Raw genomic sequence first — 18,326 nt, forward strand, 5'->3', positions numbered from 1 at the left:
TTAGAACCTTTCAATTGTGTATTTTTCATGTACTTTATTCAATTCAACACCGGTTGGAGTTTTAACAATTGATAGTCCTGATAATGAGTCACATGAACATAATACATCCTGTTCAGGATGGGTTCCTGGAGTAATGTTGCAGTTCAAGTTTACTTTTTCGCCAACGGACAGTACCTGTGATAATCTTTTGGTTGAAGGATGATCCTTATTCAGGATAACAATTGGTGAGTCCTCTTCACGGGTCAGATAGGCCTGTGCTCTTATTGCTCTTTTGTCTTTTTTGAAATTTGAAACAGCTATGAGATCATCTTTTTCAAGGAACTGAACAATTTCCTCGTTGTCCTGTGTAGCTATAAAAAGCATTTTATTGTCGTGTGCAACTTTAACAACACCTACAGTGCCTGTCTCACCTTCCAGGAATAATATCTCATCATAGCTAAAGTTAATATTCATAAATATCACAAAAATAAAAAAAGAAGAATAAATGTTTATTTATTCTTTTGATTCGACGTTGTCGCTTTGACAGGACGGACAAACAACTTTCCTGCCCAGTCCTTTAAATTCATTTCCACAGTCTAAGCATCTATATCTTTTTGTTTTCAATTTTTTCAAATCAATATCGGCCATTGGCCCACCGGTTGAACACATATAAAATCACCTATATAATATTATTATATATTATATAATTAAATTTTTCTTTTGCTTCGCCTTACCTTCAAATCCAGTTCCTTGATTTTATGAAATATTTCTTCATCTTTATTGACACTGTAAAAAAGCCTATAGAAGTATAATGATTGGTCTAACATATTGTCATTTTCATATTCAGCTGCCAGTTTCTTTAAATTTTCAACAATGAAAGGCGTTGCCCCAAGCTGGATATGCTTGCTTTTCAAATATTCTTCACATTCATCGTCCGTTAATGAAATATTTTTATTTGACTCAAGCAGATTTATTCTTTCTCTGGTAAACGGATCATTTTCATATTTCAGACTGTATTTATAGCATGCTATTGACAGTTCAATGTTTCCTTCCTCATAATAGTAGAATCCGAAGTTCTTATAGACTCTGGCAAGGTCATATCCGGAATATGCATATTTCAATGCATCCATATTGTAGAAATAGAATTTGTTGAATGTTGGTGTTTTCATTTTATAGATGTCACATAATTCCAGAATTGTTCTTGCTGAAACGGGATTAAGTTTCAAAGCTTCTTTTAAGGCATCTTCCGCTTCTTCTAAACGAGCACTATCTCTTAATAAAAATCCGTATGCATAATACAGGTCTTCCAATGGCTGGCTGTCCGGTATGTATCTGAGTTCCTTTTCGCATCCCACGAATTCATTGAATATCAGTTCCTCTAACGGATTTTGGAAGGTGTGGTATTCGTTAACTTTGTCATTTTCATATAATGGAGGCTTTGTTTTCATAAAAGCGTCCAGTTTTTCCAAAGCGGTTTCATAGTCATTGTTCTGGATATAGAATTCCACTTCAATCAGTATTTCCCTGATTGGATTTTCCTCTTCTATGATTCTGGCGAACTCTTCCTGTTCCTCTGGTGATAAACAATCCCATATCATTCTGGAAATCTCCTTAACGATTTCAGTTGAGTATTCATGGTGTTTGTAGATGTCTATTTGGGATATCAGGTATTTGCGATTCAAATCGTTGTTATCACCAAGGTTTCTTTTTATATCTTCAATGACTTTCTGATACATATGTACTATAATATGTGATGATGAGTTAATAAAGTAATCTTTTTATATTACCACAAATCAATATTAATAATGTATAAAAATATAACTGATTTTTATATTAGATTATTAATAATTTTAAAGGTGAAAATAAATGGCAAATCAACCAATATTTATTCTTCCTGAAGGGACTGAAAGATATTCTAAAAGAGATGCTTTAAGAATGAATATTACAGCTGCTAAAGTATTGGCAGGTATTGTAAGAACCACTCTTGGTCCTAAAGGAATGGACAAAATGCTCGTTAGTGGTATGGGCGATATTACTATCACTAATGATGGTGCAACTATTATGAGAGAAATGGATATTGCACAGCCGGCTGCACGTATGCTTGTAGAAACAGCTAAAAAACAAGAAGAAATTGTTGGAGACGGAACTACTTCTGTTGTTGTTATTGCTGGTGAATTATTAGCTAAAGCTGAAGAATTATTAGAAGACGGCATTGCAACCTCCGTTGTTGTAAAAGGTTTCAGAAACGCAACTGCAAAAGCTGTTGAAATATTAAAAGAAATTGCAATTGATGCTGACGATAAAGAAACTCTTCAAAAAGTTGCAGTAACTGCAATGAGTGGTAAAGGATCAGATTATGCAAAAGAGCATTTGGCTAGTTTAGTTGTCGATGCTGCTTTAAGAATTGAAGAAGACGGCAAATCTGACATTGATAACATTAATATCCAAAGGGTTTCCGGTGACTCCGTAGAGGATTCATTCTTGGCTGAAGGTATTGTAATTGATAAAACTCCTTTATCCAAAAACATGCCTGAATCTGTTGAAGATGCAAAAATTGCTATCATGAAATATCCTATTGAATTAAAAGATATCAATACAAGTACTAAAATTGATATCACTTCACCTGACCAGTTTGCTGCATTTTTAGACAATGAAGAACAAATGATTAAAGATTTAGTTGACCAGATTGTTGATTCCGGTGCTAATGTATTATTCTGTCAGAAAGGTATTGATGACCTGGCAGAACACTACCTCAAAAAAGCAGGAATCATGGCTTTCAAAAGAGTTAAAAAATCAGATATGGAAAGAATCCAAAAAGCTACCGGTGCTAAGTTAGTGACTGATATTGAAGACTTATCCGAAGACAAATTAGGTCATGCTGGTAAAATATACCTTGAAAAACTCTTCGATCACAAATTGACTTTCATTGAAGAATGTGAAAATCCGAAAGCATCCTCAATCGTTCTCAGAGGAAGTACCCGTTACGTAACAGAACAAATTTCAAGAGCTTTGGATGATGCTTTAGGTGTAGTAGCAGCCACTATCGAAGAAGGTAAAGTTCTCATTGGTGGAGGAGCTTGTGAAATTGATTTGGTAAAAGCATTAAGAGAGTATGGTGAATCCGTAAGCGGAAGAGAACAATTAGCTATTTTAAAATATGCTGAAGCTTTAGAAGTCATTCCAAGAACCTTGATTGAAAATGCAGGTTTGGACACCATTAACTTGATTGCTGATTTAAAAGCTGCTCACGAAGACTCAAATGCAATCGGAATCAATGTATTCACCGGTGAAGTCGTTGACATGAAAGATGCTGGTGTTATCGAACCTTTAAGAGTTAAAGTTCAGGCTCTTCAGTCTGCCGGCGAAGCTGCTGAAATGATTCTCCGTATTGATGATATGATTGCAGCTAGAAACGCACTTAACTCAACTGGTGCAGACGAGTCCGGAAATGATGACAGCGGCATGCCTCCTATGCCTGGCGGTATGGGTGGAATGGGCGGTATGCCTCCAATGATGTAAAATTGATTTACATCTTTTATTTTTTTATTTTTTTCATTATTATTTTTGATTTTGGTCAAACCTTTGTAATAATATCTTATTTTTAATGTTAATATCAGTTTATTGCTATATTTTTATTTAACAAGCATTATATTTATTTTTCAACATTTCATAAAATAACTTATCGTGGTTAATAAAATCAGTTGTTTTTAGTCTTTTAGACTTAAATTGACAAATATTATTACTTAATATATTATTTTTACACAATTTAATCTCTATTTTTTAATTTTACTCGTCTCTACGGCCATTAATTAAATAAATAACTTTATATAAGATATTATTAATATACTATAATTATACTGAAAAATTAAATTTTTTTCATAGTTGTTAAATACGTTATAAGGAGGTAAAATATTTTGAAAAAACGAATTTATCTGGCATTAATAATACTAATTGCATTTTTATCAATTGGTCTTGTTTGTGCAAGTGAAGTAAGTATTAATGATACCTATACGGTAGAAGATTCTTCAATGGATTTATTGTCTGTTGAAAATGATGGTGTAGGATCTAATTCAAATAATTTATCAATTAACAACGCTGATACTAATTTAGATGATAACACAATCGGTGCTGGTGATAATTCTGCAAAAACGGCAGTTTCAATAGATGCGCCGGACATTACTTTATATTATAAAAACGGAACAAGGTTTGTAGCTACTTTAAGTGATATAAATGGAAATAAGTTGGCTAATCAAACTTTAATATTTACAATCTCTGGTATTAATTATACCAGAACTACTAACGATGAAGGTCAAGCTTCAATCGCTATTAATTTAAATCCTGACACTTATAACATTGCTGTTTATTATAACGGTAATGATGATTATTTAGATAGTAAAACAACTGCTGCAGTTACTGTTTATACTCCTATCATAACCAATGATTTGGTCAAATACTATAGAAATGGTTCCCAGTATTATGCCACATTTCTCAATGGGCAGGGTTCTCCATTGGCCAATACTAGCGTAACTTTCAACATTAACGGAGTATTCTATAATCGTAATACTAATGCTAACGGTACTGCAAAACTCAATATTAATTTGAATCCGGATAAGTATATACTGACTGCAACAGATCCTGTAACGGGATATTCTACATCAAGTCTGGTAACTGTACTTTCCACTATTGAAGGTAAGGATTTAACCAAGGTATATCGTGATTCCCACCAGTATTATGCAACATTCCTTACTGGTGATGGATCTCCTTTAGCAAATACTCCAATAACTTTCAATATTAATGGTGTATTTTACAACCGTACCACTAATGCTACAGGTACTGCAAAGCTCAACATTAACTTGATTCCTGGTGAATATATATTAACCGCAATCAATTCAAATGATAATTTCGCAACAGCTAACATTGTTACTGTAGTTGGTCCTTCATCAACTTCCATAGTTGCTAATAATTATACATATTATGTTGATGATAATATTGCAGTTAATGCTACATTATACAATCAATTAGGTTATGCTGTTAACAATCAATCAATTGCTCTTAAAGCAGGTAATGCTACTTATACTGCTGTAACTGATGATGATGGTATAGCAACATTTACAGGTATTGATATAGCTCCTGGTGTATATACTTTATCTTATGATTATGCTGGTACTTTCCCATATGACTCATCAAGTGCAACCAGTACACTTACTGTAAGGGATGCAACTGAGACAGTATTCATTATTAATAATACTGTAATATATTATAATGCTGGTGAAAGCTTTGATGTCACTGTATTGGACGGATATGGAAAGGCTATTGTAGGTCAACCGGTATACTTTACTGTTAATGACATTGCATACAAAAGAACTACAAATGCAAACGGTACTGCAAAATTAAATATCAATCTGAATCTTGGAATTTATGAAATCACATCCAAGTTTAACAGTACCCATTATAAAGAATTAATAAATGTTTGCAACATTACCGTAATTGATGGCAATACATCTATAATAACCGGTCAAGATATAACAGTTGGTCAAGGTGCAGGTCAAAGTTTCGATGTTACCTTGAAAGTCGGCAGCCTGCCACTTCCACAAAGAAAGGTTATATTTAATATCAATGGAGTTGACTATACCAGAACCACCAATGATGAGGGTGTTGCAAAATTAGGCATCAATCTTATTGCAGGCACTTATACCATTAAATATTATTATCCTGGTGAAGACAGAATAGCTTCTTCAAGCGGTCAGTCTCAGGTTATTGTAAAAACCAGAACTGCAACTTCACTGACTTGGAAATCTGCAACCAGTTTTGTAACCGGTTCAGCTATTAATATGCAGGTATTGTTGTCTGATAGTAATAATAAGGCTTTATCCGGTCGTGAAGTAATTTATACAATCTCTTCCAGTGACAGTGCTGTAACTACAGACGCATCAGGTATTGCAAGTTTAACAAAATCATTGAGTGCAGGCACATATCTGGTTTCATATAAATATGCCGGTGACAATGATTATGCTCCTAGTGAAGCTTCCACACAGATTGTCATTTCCCAGGCCACTGAAAATTCAAACGGATTTGGATATTGGGTTCAGGGAAGAGACATGGCTAGTGTTGATTTATCACAATTGGCTTCCCTTGGAACAACGGATATTTTATTAAACTTCTATGCATTTACGGTTCACGGCGAGTCTGCAGTTTTATCATGGATTAAGTCCGCAAATTCATATGGCATCAATGTCCATATATGGATGCAGGCATTTTATGACGGCGGATGGGTAAACCCTATATCCGGTGGATCATATAATTCCGATTACTACACTGAAAAGATTAACGAAGCAAAATATTATGCCGGATTGACTGGTGTTGCAGGAGTTCATTTGGATTACTTGAGATATCCTGGAACCGCATATAAAACTTCCGGCGGTACTGCGGCAATTACCGAATTTGTAAAACAGGTTACTACTGCATGTCGTGAAGTAAATCCTAACATTGTCATGTCAGCTGCCGTAATGCCTGAAACATCAAGCAATATTTATTATTATGGTCAGGATATTCCTGCCATTACAAAATATCTGGATGTAATAATTCCGATGCAGTATAAGGGAAATTATAATTCAGGTACCAGCTGGCTTGATTCCACAACCAAATGGTTTGTACAGAATTCCAATGGCGCTGAAGTATGGTCCGGTTTACAGGCATACGTGTCTGATGATGATTTGACTAAACTGTTATACACTGAACTTTCAAATGATGCACAGACATGTCTTGACAACGGTGCGGATGGTGTAATGCTATTCAGATTCGGTTTAAGTAATTTCTTGGACTTTAACAGTTTGAATGGTCCGTCCTATGGGGATAATATCACTCTCAATAATGTCTTGACTGCGGCCACTAATTTAAAGAATTATATTGAAGGCAATTTAACTTTACCTTCCAAACTTGATGTCGGCGGAACCAGCTACACAATTCCTCAGGTATTGTCAATGATGGCTCAATCCGCATTAATTGTTGGCGGTCAGAGTTCTTCAAATATTGTTTCATCAATCGTGACCGAACCGGATAATTCAGCAGGTAAGCAGATTTACAGTCAGTTGGATGATGATGAATACCTGGTTGTAGCCAAAAATATTCATGAATATTGCCTTTTAAATAATCAGGCTCCGAATAATATTACCACATCTGTCGGTGATGTTAAATATGAAAGCTTGGTTTATTTATTTGCAAGAGTATTGGCTTATTATAATGCAAATAATGCATTGCCTGCTTTCGCATTGGTCAATAATTTCCTGGATAATCCTGTAATTACAGTCAACATGCTTCCAAGCTATTCCACTAATGAATATTCATATCAGAATTACACAACAAGCTGGTTAAACTACTGTCCGATAGGTGATCATTATGGTACACTTCTCGTTAATCCGAAAGGCACAGTTGAAGGCGAACTGACATGTTATTACTGTGATTCAGATTTCTGTGGTGTGACCGGGCATGAAAAAATCAACGGTTCAAGCTATGTATTGACAAGAATGTCCGAATCAGTTCCGGTAAATACTGGTAAGGTTGGAGATAACATTTCCATATCAAGCATTATTGCAGGTGCAGTATACCTGAAAGAATATATTCAGGAAAATGATGACACTCCGGACTACATTGTTTTGGCTGAAGGCAAATACACAATGCAGGAGTTCTTGTATCTGATGGGTAAGGCAATACTTCAAATCAACTCTTCCAACAGTAATCCGATTTCTGTTATAGAAATTGAGGGAGGTCCATCCACTCCATCCGGAGATGTTATAGACTCTTCACTTTCAAAAGCAGATTATCTTGATGTTGTAAACAGGGTTACCAATTTTATCATTAATAATAATTGGATTCCTAATTATGCATCATCTACTGTCGGTAAAATCATTTACTATGAACTGCTGGATTCATTCTCACGCATATTGAACTATTATTCAGCTAACGGCAATCTGCCGAGCACTGTTAAGATAGTATATTCAGGCGTTTCCTCAAAATCCATATCCGATCTGGCAACTTCACTGATTAAAGGATTGAGTTCAGATAGGGACAAGGCCGTGGCACTGTATAACTATGTAAGGGACTATATTTCATATTCCTTCTATTACAATACCCAAAAAGGTGCTGAAGGTACTTTGACTGCAGGAACCGGTAACTGTTGTGACCAGGCTCAACTGCTTGTTGCTATGGCAAGGTCAGTCAATATGACTGTAAGGTTTGCTACAGGTTACTGTACATTCTCAAGCGGTTCCACATACGGACACGTATGGGTGCAGTTCCTGATTGGAGGTTCCTGGATTAATGCCGATCCGACCAGTACTAGAAATTCCTTTGGAGTAATTAACAATTGGAATACTGCTTCATATACAAGCAGAGGAACATATGATGTGTTACCATATTAGGTATAATTCATTAAAAATTGTTTAAATTGGTTAATAATTAATTTTATTAACTATACTCTTCTTTTTTTTAAAATTAATCGGTTTAATATTTAGGTTAACCAAAACTTTTTTATACTCTTAAATTAAATATATTATTATCATAAATTTAGGTGGATTTTTCATGGCTGATGATAAAATAAGTGAAAACATTGAAGAATACTTGGAAGTTCTTTACAGAAATGGGAGTAATAAGGAACAAGTATCAACTACCACACTTTCCAATGATTTGGGAATAGCACCAGGTAGTGTAACACAGATGCTCAAAAAATTGGAAACATTAGGTTATATTAATTATACTCCATATAGAGGTGCTTCATTAACGGATGAAGGAATGAAAATAGCTCAAAAAATTACCAGAAAACACAGAATTTTAGAGAAGTTTTTATTGGATATACTGAAAGTCAAAGAGGAAAATATTCACGATCAGGCTTGTGAAATGGAACATACATTATCTGATGAGGCCGAAAGAGCTTTATGTACCATGTTACACCATCCAGATTTATGTCCAGATAATAATGTTATCCCTGCCTGCGATTTGGATTTTGACAGCTGTCAACAATGTTTCTCAGTTAAGGACTTTGATAATGTCATCAATAGGAAATTCAACTTACTTTCAATTTCAGAATTGAATCCTGAAACTACAGGTATTATTTCATTCATTCGTGGAAATAATGATTTATTGGATAGCATTGCCGATTTGGGAATTGCTGTGGGTAATAACATTCATTATTACAATAACGACGGTTCCGAATTTTCAGTAACTATTGAAGATGAAGATTTCTCCCTTCCGTCAGAAATGGCAAATAATATTTTTATTAGGGTTTAATCCCTTTCAACTCTTTTTTTAATTTTAATCAAATATTTTAAATAATATCAAATTCATAATATTAGCATTAAATATAATTTTTTTCTTTTTAGGTGTTTTAATGCGTGGTAATTTATCTAATGAAATAGTGTCAATTAAAATAGAAGAAGGAAGTAAAAGGCCAATTGCCTTACATGAAAAAAGCTTTTTCGGTAAGATTGAAGAGGATACGTTAAACCTTTCTTTAATTGAAGCTTGCTATTTGTTAGAAAAGGATCGTTTGGATGTTTATGAGGATGACGTTCTATGCAGCCTATCCTATTTCATCGATCTTTTAAAAGAAAGAAATCTCTATGGAAGATATATTGTTTATCGTGATTTGAAGGACAGGGGCTATGTCATTAAAACAGGATTTAAGTATGGCTCCGATTTCCGTTTATATGACAGAGGCCGTTCCCCAGGAAAAGGTCACTCTGATTTTTTAGTTAAAATCGTATATGATAATCATGAAATTAATGTCCTTGATTTTGCAAGTTATGTCAGGGTTTCTCACGGTGTCAACAAGAAACTTCTTTTGGCAATTGTGGATGATGATTTCGACATAACCTACTATAATGTGGAGTGGACAAGACCATAGTTTAAATTTAAGAAAGCTATTATAATTCAATAGCTTATTATTATAAATATAATAATTATTGATTGTATATTTTATTTAATGTAGTTATGTGATATAAGGTGAAAAATATGATTGATCCATGGGCATCAACAAGTGTAGATTATGACAAGTTAGTTAATCAGTTTGGAATCCAAAAGATTTCAGACATTATAGATGATATTAAGGACCCTCAAAGACTGATGAAAAGAGGAGTAGTGTTTGGACACAGGGAATTCAATGAAATTAATGATTTAATTAATAAAAAAGAAGATTTTGCGGTTGTAACTGGTATGATGCCGAGTGGACAAATGCACATCGGCCATAAGATGGTTGTAGACCAGTTAATATGGTATCAGGAAAAGGGTGCAATGCTGTCACTGCCGATTGCAGATTTGGAATCATACGCCGCAAGAGACATGAGCTTCGAGAAGGGAAGACAGATTGCGGTGGATGAATATTTGACTAACTGGATTGCGCTGGGACTTGACCTGGAACGTGACAATGTCAACGTATATCTACAGTCACAGAACAAGTCTCTGTTTGATTTGGAATTTAAAGCTTCAAGAAAAACCAATTTTTCACAATTGAATGCAATCTATGGTTTTGACAAGTCGACCAACATTGCTCACGTTCAGGCTCCATTGATGCAGGTAGCAGACATATTGCTTCCTCAGATTGAAGAGTTCGGAGGTCCTAAAAAGGTTGTCGTGCCTGTTGGTGTAGACCAGGATCCACATATCAGATTGACAAGAGACATTGCACACAGACTGAATGAGGAATTGGGCTTCATCCAGCCTGCATCCACATATCACAGATTCCTTACGGGATTGACCGGAGATAAGATGAGCAGTTCAAAGCCAAACACAGCAATCTATCTTAATGAAGAGCCTGAAGTTGCTGCTAAAAAGGTAAAAACAGCTAAAACCGGCGGAAGGGAATCCCTCAAGGAACAGGAAGAATTGGGCGGTGAAGTTGATAAGTGTGTAATCTATGAAATGCTTGTATATCACCTTATTGACGATGATAAGGAACTTGATAAAATCCGTGAAGAATGCTTAAGCGGTCAGCTGCGCTGCGGAGACTGTAAGGCAAGGACTTCAGAGCTCATGAAAGAATACTTTGAAGAGCTGAAGGATAAACAGGTTGAGGCATCAGAAATTGCTCAAACAATTTTATAGACAAGTGAAAATAGCTTTTTTGGAAAACAAACTGGCTATTTACATTTCTTTTTTTGTTCTAATATTTTCTCTGATTTTAGGATACTATCTGGAACCATATCTGTATAACTATTTCAATCCTGTAGTTGATGATTTGACTCAGAAGGTCGAAACAGGTGTAATACAGTTGACTTTTGCGGATATTTTTCTGAACAATATTCTGATTATTTTCCAGATGTTTATTTACGGACTGCTGTTCTGTCTGTCCGTTGTTGTTCTGGCCTATAATGGATTTTTCATAGGTTACTACACGGCTATTCAGGATAATCTATTTGTCGTATTGGCTCATCTGATTCCACACGGGATATTTGAGCTTCCTTCATGCGCTTTGGCATGCGCTTCAGGACTGGTTCTATTTAATTTTTTCATTAATTTCTTAAAAAGCTATATTAAAGAAGATTTGTCATTAAAAGTATCCATTAATGTTAATTCGGATAAACTGAAGCAGGCCTGCCTGATATTTATTGTATCTGTAGTGTTGATGGTGATGGCAGGTTTTGTTGAAGTCTATCTGACTAAAGGCATTGCAAATTTCATTCTTGGGATTTGATTAAGCAGGTACTTGCCTTTTTCCAGTAGCAGTTATTGCAAGTTTTGCAGTCTGATTCGCCATGTCCTTCTTCTTTCCATCGGGTTAATAGTTCGTGGCTTCTGACAAATGGCCTTTGCATTGATACGAATTGAATGTTTGTTTTATTAATTAAATCATTAATCTTTTCCATATCGGACAATCCACCACCCAAAACAACAGGAATGGAAACTTCACTGGCCACCTTATCGGCAAATTCCACCAGCATGTTTTCGTTTGACAGTGTCTTTCTGAAGTATTGGGGTGAGAGGAACTTTGTTACCTGCAGGCTGTCAGCACCATTTTCAGCCAGTATCCTGCAGATTTCCACCGAATCGTCAAAATCCTTGTATAAGTTTACCCTGCAGTGAACATGCAAATCAGTGGTCTGCTTGATTAGCTTGATGATTTCAAGAACGATTCTTACACGGTTATATGTGTTTCCGCCGTAGTTGTCATTTCTTTGGTTTTCAAAGGGATCCATAATTCTTGACAGATAGTAGTTGTTTCCCACATTCAACTGTATTCCGTCAAAACCTGCAAATGCAATCTTTTTGGCGGCTATTATATAATCAGCCTGTATCTTTCTTATGTCTTCAATCGTCAAATCATTAACTTCCATCATCTGCTTACCGTTCACATTACAGTTAATGAAACCGATTTGCGCAAATATCGGAACATTGTACTGGTGAACAACATCAGTCAGTTCCTTGAATTCCTTAACGAACTGAGGATAATTGATATAATGTGAATAATCGCTGAAGCGGTCATGTGAATACAGTGAAATCATTTCGCTTATGATTAACCCCACATTGTTTTTTGCCAGATTTTCATACCTTTCATAGATTTCAGGCGTTAAGTTTTTACCGTCGTTTTGGGATTCCCATAATCCCGTTCTTATAATATGACTCTTTAGAGTAAATCTTCCAAATTGTGTGTTGTCGAATATGCTTTTCATGAAGTTTAATATTGTTCAAATTCATATAAAAAGAGATTAGTAACTCAAAAATTACCATCACTTATAATATTTTCAGTTATCTATCAGAAATGATAACATGTACTAGTCTTTGTCCTATAGCAGTTATTGCACTTTTTACATATTGACACGCCATCACCGGAATCTTTCCATGATTTCATGAAATCCGTCTGTGCTACAAATGGCCGATACATTGACAGAAATTCTATGTCAGTTTCGTTCAGCAGTTCGTTCATATGATTCTGGCTGTCAAATCCTCCGCCCAGAATGACTGCTACATTAACATTATTGATTAATTTCTGGCTGAATTCAACCAATTCCTCTTCATCGGAAACATCCTTTGTAAAATACAGCGGGGACAATGGTTTTGTTACCTGAAGGCTGTCGACACCTACCTTTTCGAGAAGTTTGCATATTTCAATGCTTTCTTCACTGTCGATTCCTCCCTTTCTTCCGTCATTTGCATTTATTTTACAGCTGACGTGAAAATCAAGATTTGCTTTGATTACTTTTACCAGCTCCAGCACAAGGCGCATTCTGTTGAATGTATTTCCCCCATAATCATCTGTTCTCTGGTTGAAATATGGATTAATCATTTTTGACAGGAAAAAGTTATTTCCCAAAGCCAGCTGTATTCCGTCAAAACCTGCCAGTTTAAGTTTTTGGCTAGCAACAATGATGTCTGTCTGAATCTGGCGAATGTCGTCAATTGTCAAGTCATTGATGTCAATGTCCAGGTCAATTCCACGATTGTACTTGATGAATTCAATCTGGCCTAAAATTGGAACGTCATGTTCATGTGCAATGTCTACCAGTTTTTTGGCTTCAACCATGAATTGAGGAGCACTGCTTTTGATGGAGTATTCTGAAAACTTATCTTTCGGATAAAGTGAGATCAGTTCGGTTATAATCGCTCCAACGCCACTTTCAGCAATCTTTTCATATTTTTCATAGACTTCACCCATAGGCTGGGTTTGCCACAAAGCGGTTCTAACAATACGGCTTTTGAGTTTCAAATCACCTAATTCGCAATTATCAAAAATATCTTTCATGATTAAAAATTGGTAAAAAATAGTATAAAAAGAGTTCAGTAACTCAAAAATTACTCAATGTCAAATGCTTTTCTGTATTCGGCCAGAATATCTTCTCTTTGATTTTCATCATATCCAATGTAGTTCAGCTCATTGAAGTAATAATGGGTTATCTCATAAAGAATCTTATTGGTTTTCCTGCCTTTTTCAGTCAGGGAGTATTCTGTCTGGACTCTTTGCCCGTCTTCTATTACGGTTTTTTCAATCAAATCATTTTCTTCCATATATTTCAATGTTTCGGCCAGTATGTGGTTGCTGATTGTAGGATTTGCCTTTTTAAATTCTGAGAAGTGCTTCATCCCTCTGAAGATATTGGATAGGATGCAGAATATCCATTTCCTGTTAAAGAAATCCAGTGTGTTTCCGATCGGACAGATATTGTTTTCAATCATATTATCAACTTATAGTAATTGCAGAGTTACTCATGCATTTATTAATTAAATATTGTAAATATTCACATAAATAATTTGGTGAGGAATTGAAATGAAAATTACATACTGGAGCGATTTTGCTTGTCCGTACTGTTATATTGGTAATACCCGATTGAAAAAAGCTATTGGTGAATTGGGAATTGAAGATGAAGTTGAATTTGACATTCATGCATTTGAACTTGACCAGAATGCCCCTAGGGATGTTGAATCAACAACCGTAGAGAGATTTGCCATAAAATATAATCTTTCAATTGATGACGCTCAAAAGGAAGTGGACAACATCTCAAAGTTGGGAATTGAAGATGGAATTGATTTCAGATACGCTTCAACGTTATACACCAACACCCGTGATGCCCACAGGCTGATGAAACTTGCCCAAAGCAAAGATGACTCTAAATTGGTTGAAAGATTAAGTACTCAGTTGTTTGATGCATATTTTTCCCAAAATCTTAAGCTGGCCGACAGGCAGGTGTTATTGGACATTTCTCAAAATGCCGGACTTGACATAAAAGAAGCACAAGACGTTTTGAATACAAATCTCTACGATGCTGAAGTCGAAAGAGATGAGGAGATTGCATTGTCTGCAGGAATCCATGCGGTGCCGTTTTATCTCTTTGACGGCAAGTATTCTGTTCCCGGAGCATTGTCATTTGAGGATTTCAAATCTGTTTTATCTCAGATTTTAGAGGAAAATGCCATTGACGATGATAAGGATGCAGACAGCTGTGAAGACGGCGTCTGCAGGTTATAGGTGATATTAATGAAACTTAGATGGTTAGGCCACTCTGCCTTTGAACTGACTGGAAATGACGGCATCAATATATTGGTTGATCCCTTCATCCGTGCTAATCCCAGCTGCTCTATTGATATAAGTGATTTGAATCCTGATATTATCTGCATTACCCATGGACATGCGGACCATTTTGGGGATGCCGTTGAAATCGCCAGAAATTCCAACTCCTTTGTTATCTCCAATTATGAAATTTCCAATTATCTTCAAAGAAAAGGGATTAATGCTATCGGAATCAACTGCGGTGCAGTGGTATCATTTGACTCTGTCAAAATAAGGATGCTTGATGCAAAACATTCATCATCATATGACTTTGAAATTGATATGGGGTATGCTGGAAATCCCGCAAGCTTTTTAATTGATTTTGATGATGATGTTAAGGTTTTCCATGCGGGTGACACAGGACTCTTTTCAGATTTGAGATTTGTTGTTGGGGAGGTCTATAAGCCTGATATTGCATTGCTTCCAATCGGAAACATATTCACGATGGATCCTAGTGAAGCTGCTATTGCTGCTAAATGGATTAATCCCAAAATAGTCATTCCAATGCATTACAATTCATTTCCCTCAATTAGCCAAGATGGCAGCTATTTCAGGGAGTTGGTTGAAAAACAGGCTCCCGGCTGTGAAACGCTTTTGCCAAATCCACTTGAAGAACTTGAATTTTAGGATAATTTTTTATATTATTTTCTTTAAAGTATTAATATACAAATTTATTTTATTTTAGTGATATTTATGATACGTTGTGTTTCATGTGGAGCAGAATATGACGATGACGAGGTAATATACACCTGTGAAAAATGTGGAAGTGTGCTTGAACTCGTCAGTGATATTGATGTTTCTAAAGATATATTTGATGGTAGAAGAGATACTTTATGGAAATTTAAGGAATGCATTCCTGTAGATGAAAGCAAAATCGTTTCTCTCGATGAAGGGGGAACCCCATTCTGCAAATGTGACAAATTGGGTGATGAGTTAGGCGTTAACTTGTATGTTAAAGTCGAAGGGTCTAATCCTACCGGAAGTTTCAAGGACCGTGGTATGACAGTCGGTATGACCAAAGCCATGGAATTGGGAGTAAGCACTGTAGGCTGTGCCTCAACAGGTAACACTTCAGCTTCCCTTGCGGCATATGCTGCCCGTGCAGGACTGCGCTGTATTGTATTTTTACCTTCAGGAAAAGTCGCTTTGGGAAAACTTGCTCAGGCAATGTTCCATGGTGCTGAGGTAATGTCCATCAACGGTAACTTCGATGAAGCTTTAGAGGCTATGACTGCTCTTGCATTAGAAAAGCATCTTTACCTTTTGAATTCAATCAACCCTTACAGGCTTGAAGGTCAAAAGACTATCGGTTATGAAATCCTTAGTGATCTTGACTGGCAGTCTCCTGACAGGATTATCCTGCCTGTAGGTAATGCAGGTAATATTTCAGCTATCTGGAAAGGTGTTTCTGAGTTTTACAATGCAGGATTTGTCAAAGACCTGCCGATGATGACCGGTATTCAGGCTGAAGGAGCCTGTCCTGTTACAAACGCATTCAAAAAAGGTGACAGAAGGGTTGTGCCTGTTGAAAATCCTGAAACCATTGCAACTGCAATCCGTATCGGTGCACCTGTCAGCGACATCAAGGCACTCAATGCAATTTATGATTCCAACGGTTACTCAGAAACAGTGACTGACGAAGAAATCCTGGATGCTCAGAAATTGCTTGCAAGTACTGAAGGTATCGGTGTTGAACCGGCTTCTGCAGCTTCAATTGCTGGTCTTAAGAAATTAGTTGATCAGGGAGTAATCGATAAAGGCGAAACCATTACATGTGTAGTAACCGGACACTTGCTTAAAGATCCTAATACTGCTATTGATGCCTGTACTAAACCAACAGAGGTCGATGCAGACATTGATACTTTAAGGAAATTATTGATGAACAAATAATTTTTCTTTTTTTATATTTCATCTTTAATTCTACATTTTTTTAAATTTTTTTTCTAATTTTTAATATAACCTACTTATACAATAATATATTATGTTTCAATTATTGCCTTATGAAGGTTGGTAAAGTATGGTTTGATTGTTTGAAATTATTGAAATTTACCCATTTTTTACCAATAGATTTATATATGGGAAAGTTTAAAGTATTAGTATAAAAAAATGAGGTGAAAATATGGAATTACCAATTGCTCCTGTTGGCAGAATCTTAAAAAATGCTGGTGCAGCTAGAGTATCCGACGACGCTAAAGAAGCATTAGCAGAAGCAATCGAAGATTACGGTAACGAAATCGCAGCAAAAGCTGTTGGATTCGCACGCCACGCTGGCAGAAAAACTGTAAAAGCAGAAGATATCAAATTAGCAATTAAATAGATGTATTCTGTAGTAAGAGTGGATAGTAATTTTTTAATTACTATCTTTTTTCTTTAAAAACTATTTTTTTTCATAAAACTTTTTTTGTATTGATTTGTCCTTTTTTTGATAACATTTATATGTAATGAGAACATAATATAATAAATGTCTAGTTCTCTAGAATTATTTCATTAATTACTAAATTTTTATTTTTAGTTTTGCTAAAAATTATATGAAATTCAGAAGAATTTGTATTGAAAGTTTAACTCCTCTTATTTTTTTCTAATGGAGTTATATTTAGTGATATATGAATTATTCAAGAATTAGTATTATTAAAAACTATATTAGATTATTCTTTATTTGAATAATTTAAGTAATTTCTATAGTTAAAAAATAATATAACTATATATAATTACAATTATTATAATTCAAGGAATTATAATAAGCCGATGGATGGCATAGCCAGATGAAAAAGGAGGTTTATTTATGGCAAAAGCAATTTATGTAAAATTTGATACACCTGAAGAATTAGCTAACCAAGCTGAAGAAGCATTACAAACCGCACAAGAAAGCGGTAAAGTAGCAAAAGGAACTAACGAAGTAACCAAATTCATCGAAAGAGGAGACGCAGTATTAGTAGTTATCGCAGAAGATGTAGATCCTGCTGAAATCGTTGCTCACATTCCTGTATTAGCAGATGAAAAAGAAATTCCATACGTCTACTTACCTACCAAAGAACAAGTCGGTGGAGCTGCAGGTTTAACTGTCGGTACCGCATCCGCTTGTATTGTAGACGCTGGTGATGCTGAAGCTGCTGTTGCTGAAATTGTAGAAAAAGTTGCTGAATTAAAAGAATAGGTAAATTCTTTTAATCGATCATACGGTGATTTACATGGAAGAAGGAACTCCTGCTGAAGTCATTGAAGTTTTAAAAAGAACTGGTATGACTGGTGAGGTAATGCAAATCAAATGCAGAATCCTCGATGGTAGAGATAAAGGAAGAATTTTAACAAGAAACAT

General features: G+C 35.4%; 17 protein-coding genes and 1 pseudogene. 12 read left to right on the forward strand and 6 right to left on the reverse strand.

Going from position 1 to position 18,326, the window contains the following annotated elements; translation table 11 throughout:
* From ACKI2W_RS01230 to ACKI2W_RS01240, 3 genes are read right to left on the reverse strand one after another with little or no spacing between them, the layout of a single operon-like run.
* A complete protein-coding gene (locus ACKI2W_RS01230) occupies nt 1-453 on the reverse strand; it encodes a hypothetical protein (RefSeq protein WP_407378690.1) in 453 nt (150 codons plus the stop codon).
* 39 nt (nt 454-492) lie between these two features.
* The gene (locus ACKI2W_RS01235) at nt 493-627 is read right to left on the reverse strand and encodes a hypothetical protein (protein ID WP_407378724.1); all 135 of its coding nucleotides are present in this window, start codon (nt 625-627) and stop codon (nt 493-495) included.
* A gap of 59 nt (nt 628-686) precedes the next feature.
* On the reverse strand, nt 687-1,715 hold the full coding sequence (locus tag ACKI2W_RS01240) for a hypothetical protein (protein ID WP_407378691.1): 1,029 nt from the start codon (nt 1,713-1,715) through the stop codon (nt 687-689).
* Nucleotides 1,716-1,845: 130 nt separating this feature from the next.
* Here ACKI2W_RS01240 and thsA point away from each other — a divergent pair, with 130 nt between their 5' ends.
* The 6 genes from thsA (at nt 1,846) to ACKI2W_RS01270 (ending at nt 11,662) form a co-directional block, all read left to right on the forward strand.
* Nucleotides 1,846-3,498 carry a thermosome subunit alpha gene (thsA, locus tag ACKI2W_RS01245; RefSeq protein WP_407378693.1) on the forward strand — a complete coding sequence of 551 codons (1,653 nt, stop codon included), beginning with the start codon at nt 1,846-1,848 and terminating at the stop codon, nt 3,496-3,498.
* Nucleotides 3,499-3,893: 395 nt separating this feature from the next.
* On the forward strand, nt 3,894-8,396 hold the full coding sequence (locus ACKI2W_RS01250) for a transglutaminase domain-containing protein (RefSeq protein WP_407378695.1): 4,503 nt from the start codon (nt 3,894-3,896) through the stop codon (nt 8,394-8,396).
* Between the two features lie 160 nt (nt 8,397-8,556).
* Nucleotides 8,557-9,261 carry a metal-dependent transcriptional regulator gene (locus tag ACKI2W_RS01255; RefSeq protein WP_407378697.1) on the forward strand — a complete coding sequence of 235 codons (705 nt, stop codon included), beginning with the start codon at nt 8,557-8,559 and terminating at the stop codon, nt 9,259-9,261.
* A 100-nt stretch (nt 9,262-9,361) separates the two neighbouring features.
* Nucleotides 9,362-9,877, forward strand: coding sequence for a tRNA-intron lyase (gene endA, locus ACKI2W_RS01260; protein WP_407378699.1), 516 nt, complete (start codon nt 9,362-9,364; stop codon nt 9,875-9,877).
* Between the two features lie 107 nt (nt 9,878-9,984).
* A complete protein-coding gene (locus ACKI2W_RS01265; protein WP_407378701.1) occupies nt 9,985-11,073 on the forward strand; it encodes a tryptophan--tRNA ligase in 1,089 nt (362 codons plus the stop codon).
* Nucleotides 11,074-11,092: 19 nt separating this feature from the next.
* Nucleotides 11,093-11,662 (forward strand): stage II sporulation protein M, encoded by a 570-nt coding sequence (locus tag ACKI2W_RS01270; protein ID WP_407378703.1) that lies wholly within the window; start codon nt 11,093-11,095, stop codon nt 11,660-11,662.
* Here ACKI2W_RS01270 and ACKI2W_RS01275 read toward each other — a convergent pair.
* The 3 genes from ACKI2W_RS01275 to ACKI2W_RS01285 all read right to left on the reverse strand — a co-directional run bounded on the left by ACKI2W_RS01275 (nt 11,646) and on the right by ACKI2W_RS01285 (nt 14,139).
* Nucleotides 11,646-12,638, reverse strand: coding sequence for a HisA/HisF-related TIM barrel protein (locus ACKI2W_RS01275; RefSeq protein WP_407378705.1), 993 nt, complete (start codon nt 12,636-12,638; stop codon nt 11,646-11,648). The two genes, ACKI2W_RS01270 and ACKI2W_RS01275, sit on opposite strands and share 17 nt — an antisense overlap.
* Before the next feature lie 83 nt (nt 12,639-12,721).
* Nucleotides 12,722-13,708 (reverse strand): NADH-dependent flavin oxidoreductase, encoded by a 987-nt coding sequence (locus ACKI2W_RS01280; protein WP_407378707.1) that lies wholly within the window; start codon nt 13,706-13,708, stop codon nt 12,722-12,724.
* Between the two features lie 50 nt (nt 13,709-13,758).
* Entirely contained in the window at nt 13,759-14,139 is a 381-nt protein-coding gene (locus tag ACKI2W_RS01285) for a winged helix-turn-helix transcriptional regulator (RefSeq protein WP_407378709.1), read from the reverse strand.
* A 91-nt stretch (nt 14,140-14,230) separates the two neighbouring features.
* On the opposite strand from ACKI2W_RS01285, the gene ACKI2W_RS01290 reads away from it, so the two are divergent.
* The 6 genes and pseudogenes from ACKI2W_RS01290 to rps28e all read left to right on the forward strand — a co-directional run.
* Nucleotides 14,231-14,929: a DsbA family protein gene (locus ACKI2W_RS01290; protein ID WP_407378711.1), complete on the forward strand. Its 699-nt coding sequence runs from the start codon at nt 14,231-14,233 to the stop codon at nt 14,927-14,929.
* A gap of 9 nt (nt 14,930-14,938) precedes the next feature.
* Nucleotides 14,939-15,637 (forward strand): metal-dependent hydrolase, encoded by a 699-nt coding sequence (locus ACKI2W_RS01295; protein ID WP_407378713.1) that lies wholly within the window; start codon nt 14,939-14,941, stop codon nt 15,635-15,637.
* A gap of 66 nt (nt 15,638-15,703) precedes the next feature.
* Nucleotides 15,704-16,900, forward strand: coding sequence for a threonine synthase (gene thrC / locus ACKI2W_RS01300; protein ID WP_407378715.1), 1,197 nt, complete (start codon nt 15,704-15,706; stop codon nt 16,898-16,900).
* Between the two features lie 229 nt (nt 16,901-17,129).
* Complete coding sequence (locus tag ACKI2W_RS01305) at nt 17,130-17,327, forward strand: histone family protein (RefSeq protein ID WP_058738942.1); 198 nt, start codon at nt 17,130-17,132, stop codon at nt 17,325-17,327.
* Between the two features lie 465 nt (nt 17,328-17,792).
* Nucleotides 17,793-18,164 carry a 50S ribosomal protein L7Ae gene (gene rpl7ae / locus ACKI2W_RS01310; protein ID WP_407378717.1) on the forward strand — a complete coding sequence of 124 codons (372 nt, stop codon included), beginning with the start codon at nt 17,793-17,795 and terminating at the stop codon, nt 18,162-18,164.
* 34 nt (nt 18,165-18,198) lie between these two features.
* A pseudogene (rps28e, locus tag ACKI2W_RS01315) lies at nt 18,199-18,326 on the forward strand (30S ribosomal protein S28e); the annotation flags it as partial.

Origin of the sequence: Methanobrevibacter sp., from assembly GCF_045603845.1 — an archaeon.
Lineage (GTDB): Archaea > Methanobacteriota > Methanobacteria > Methanobacteriales > Methanobacteriaceae > Methanocatella.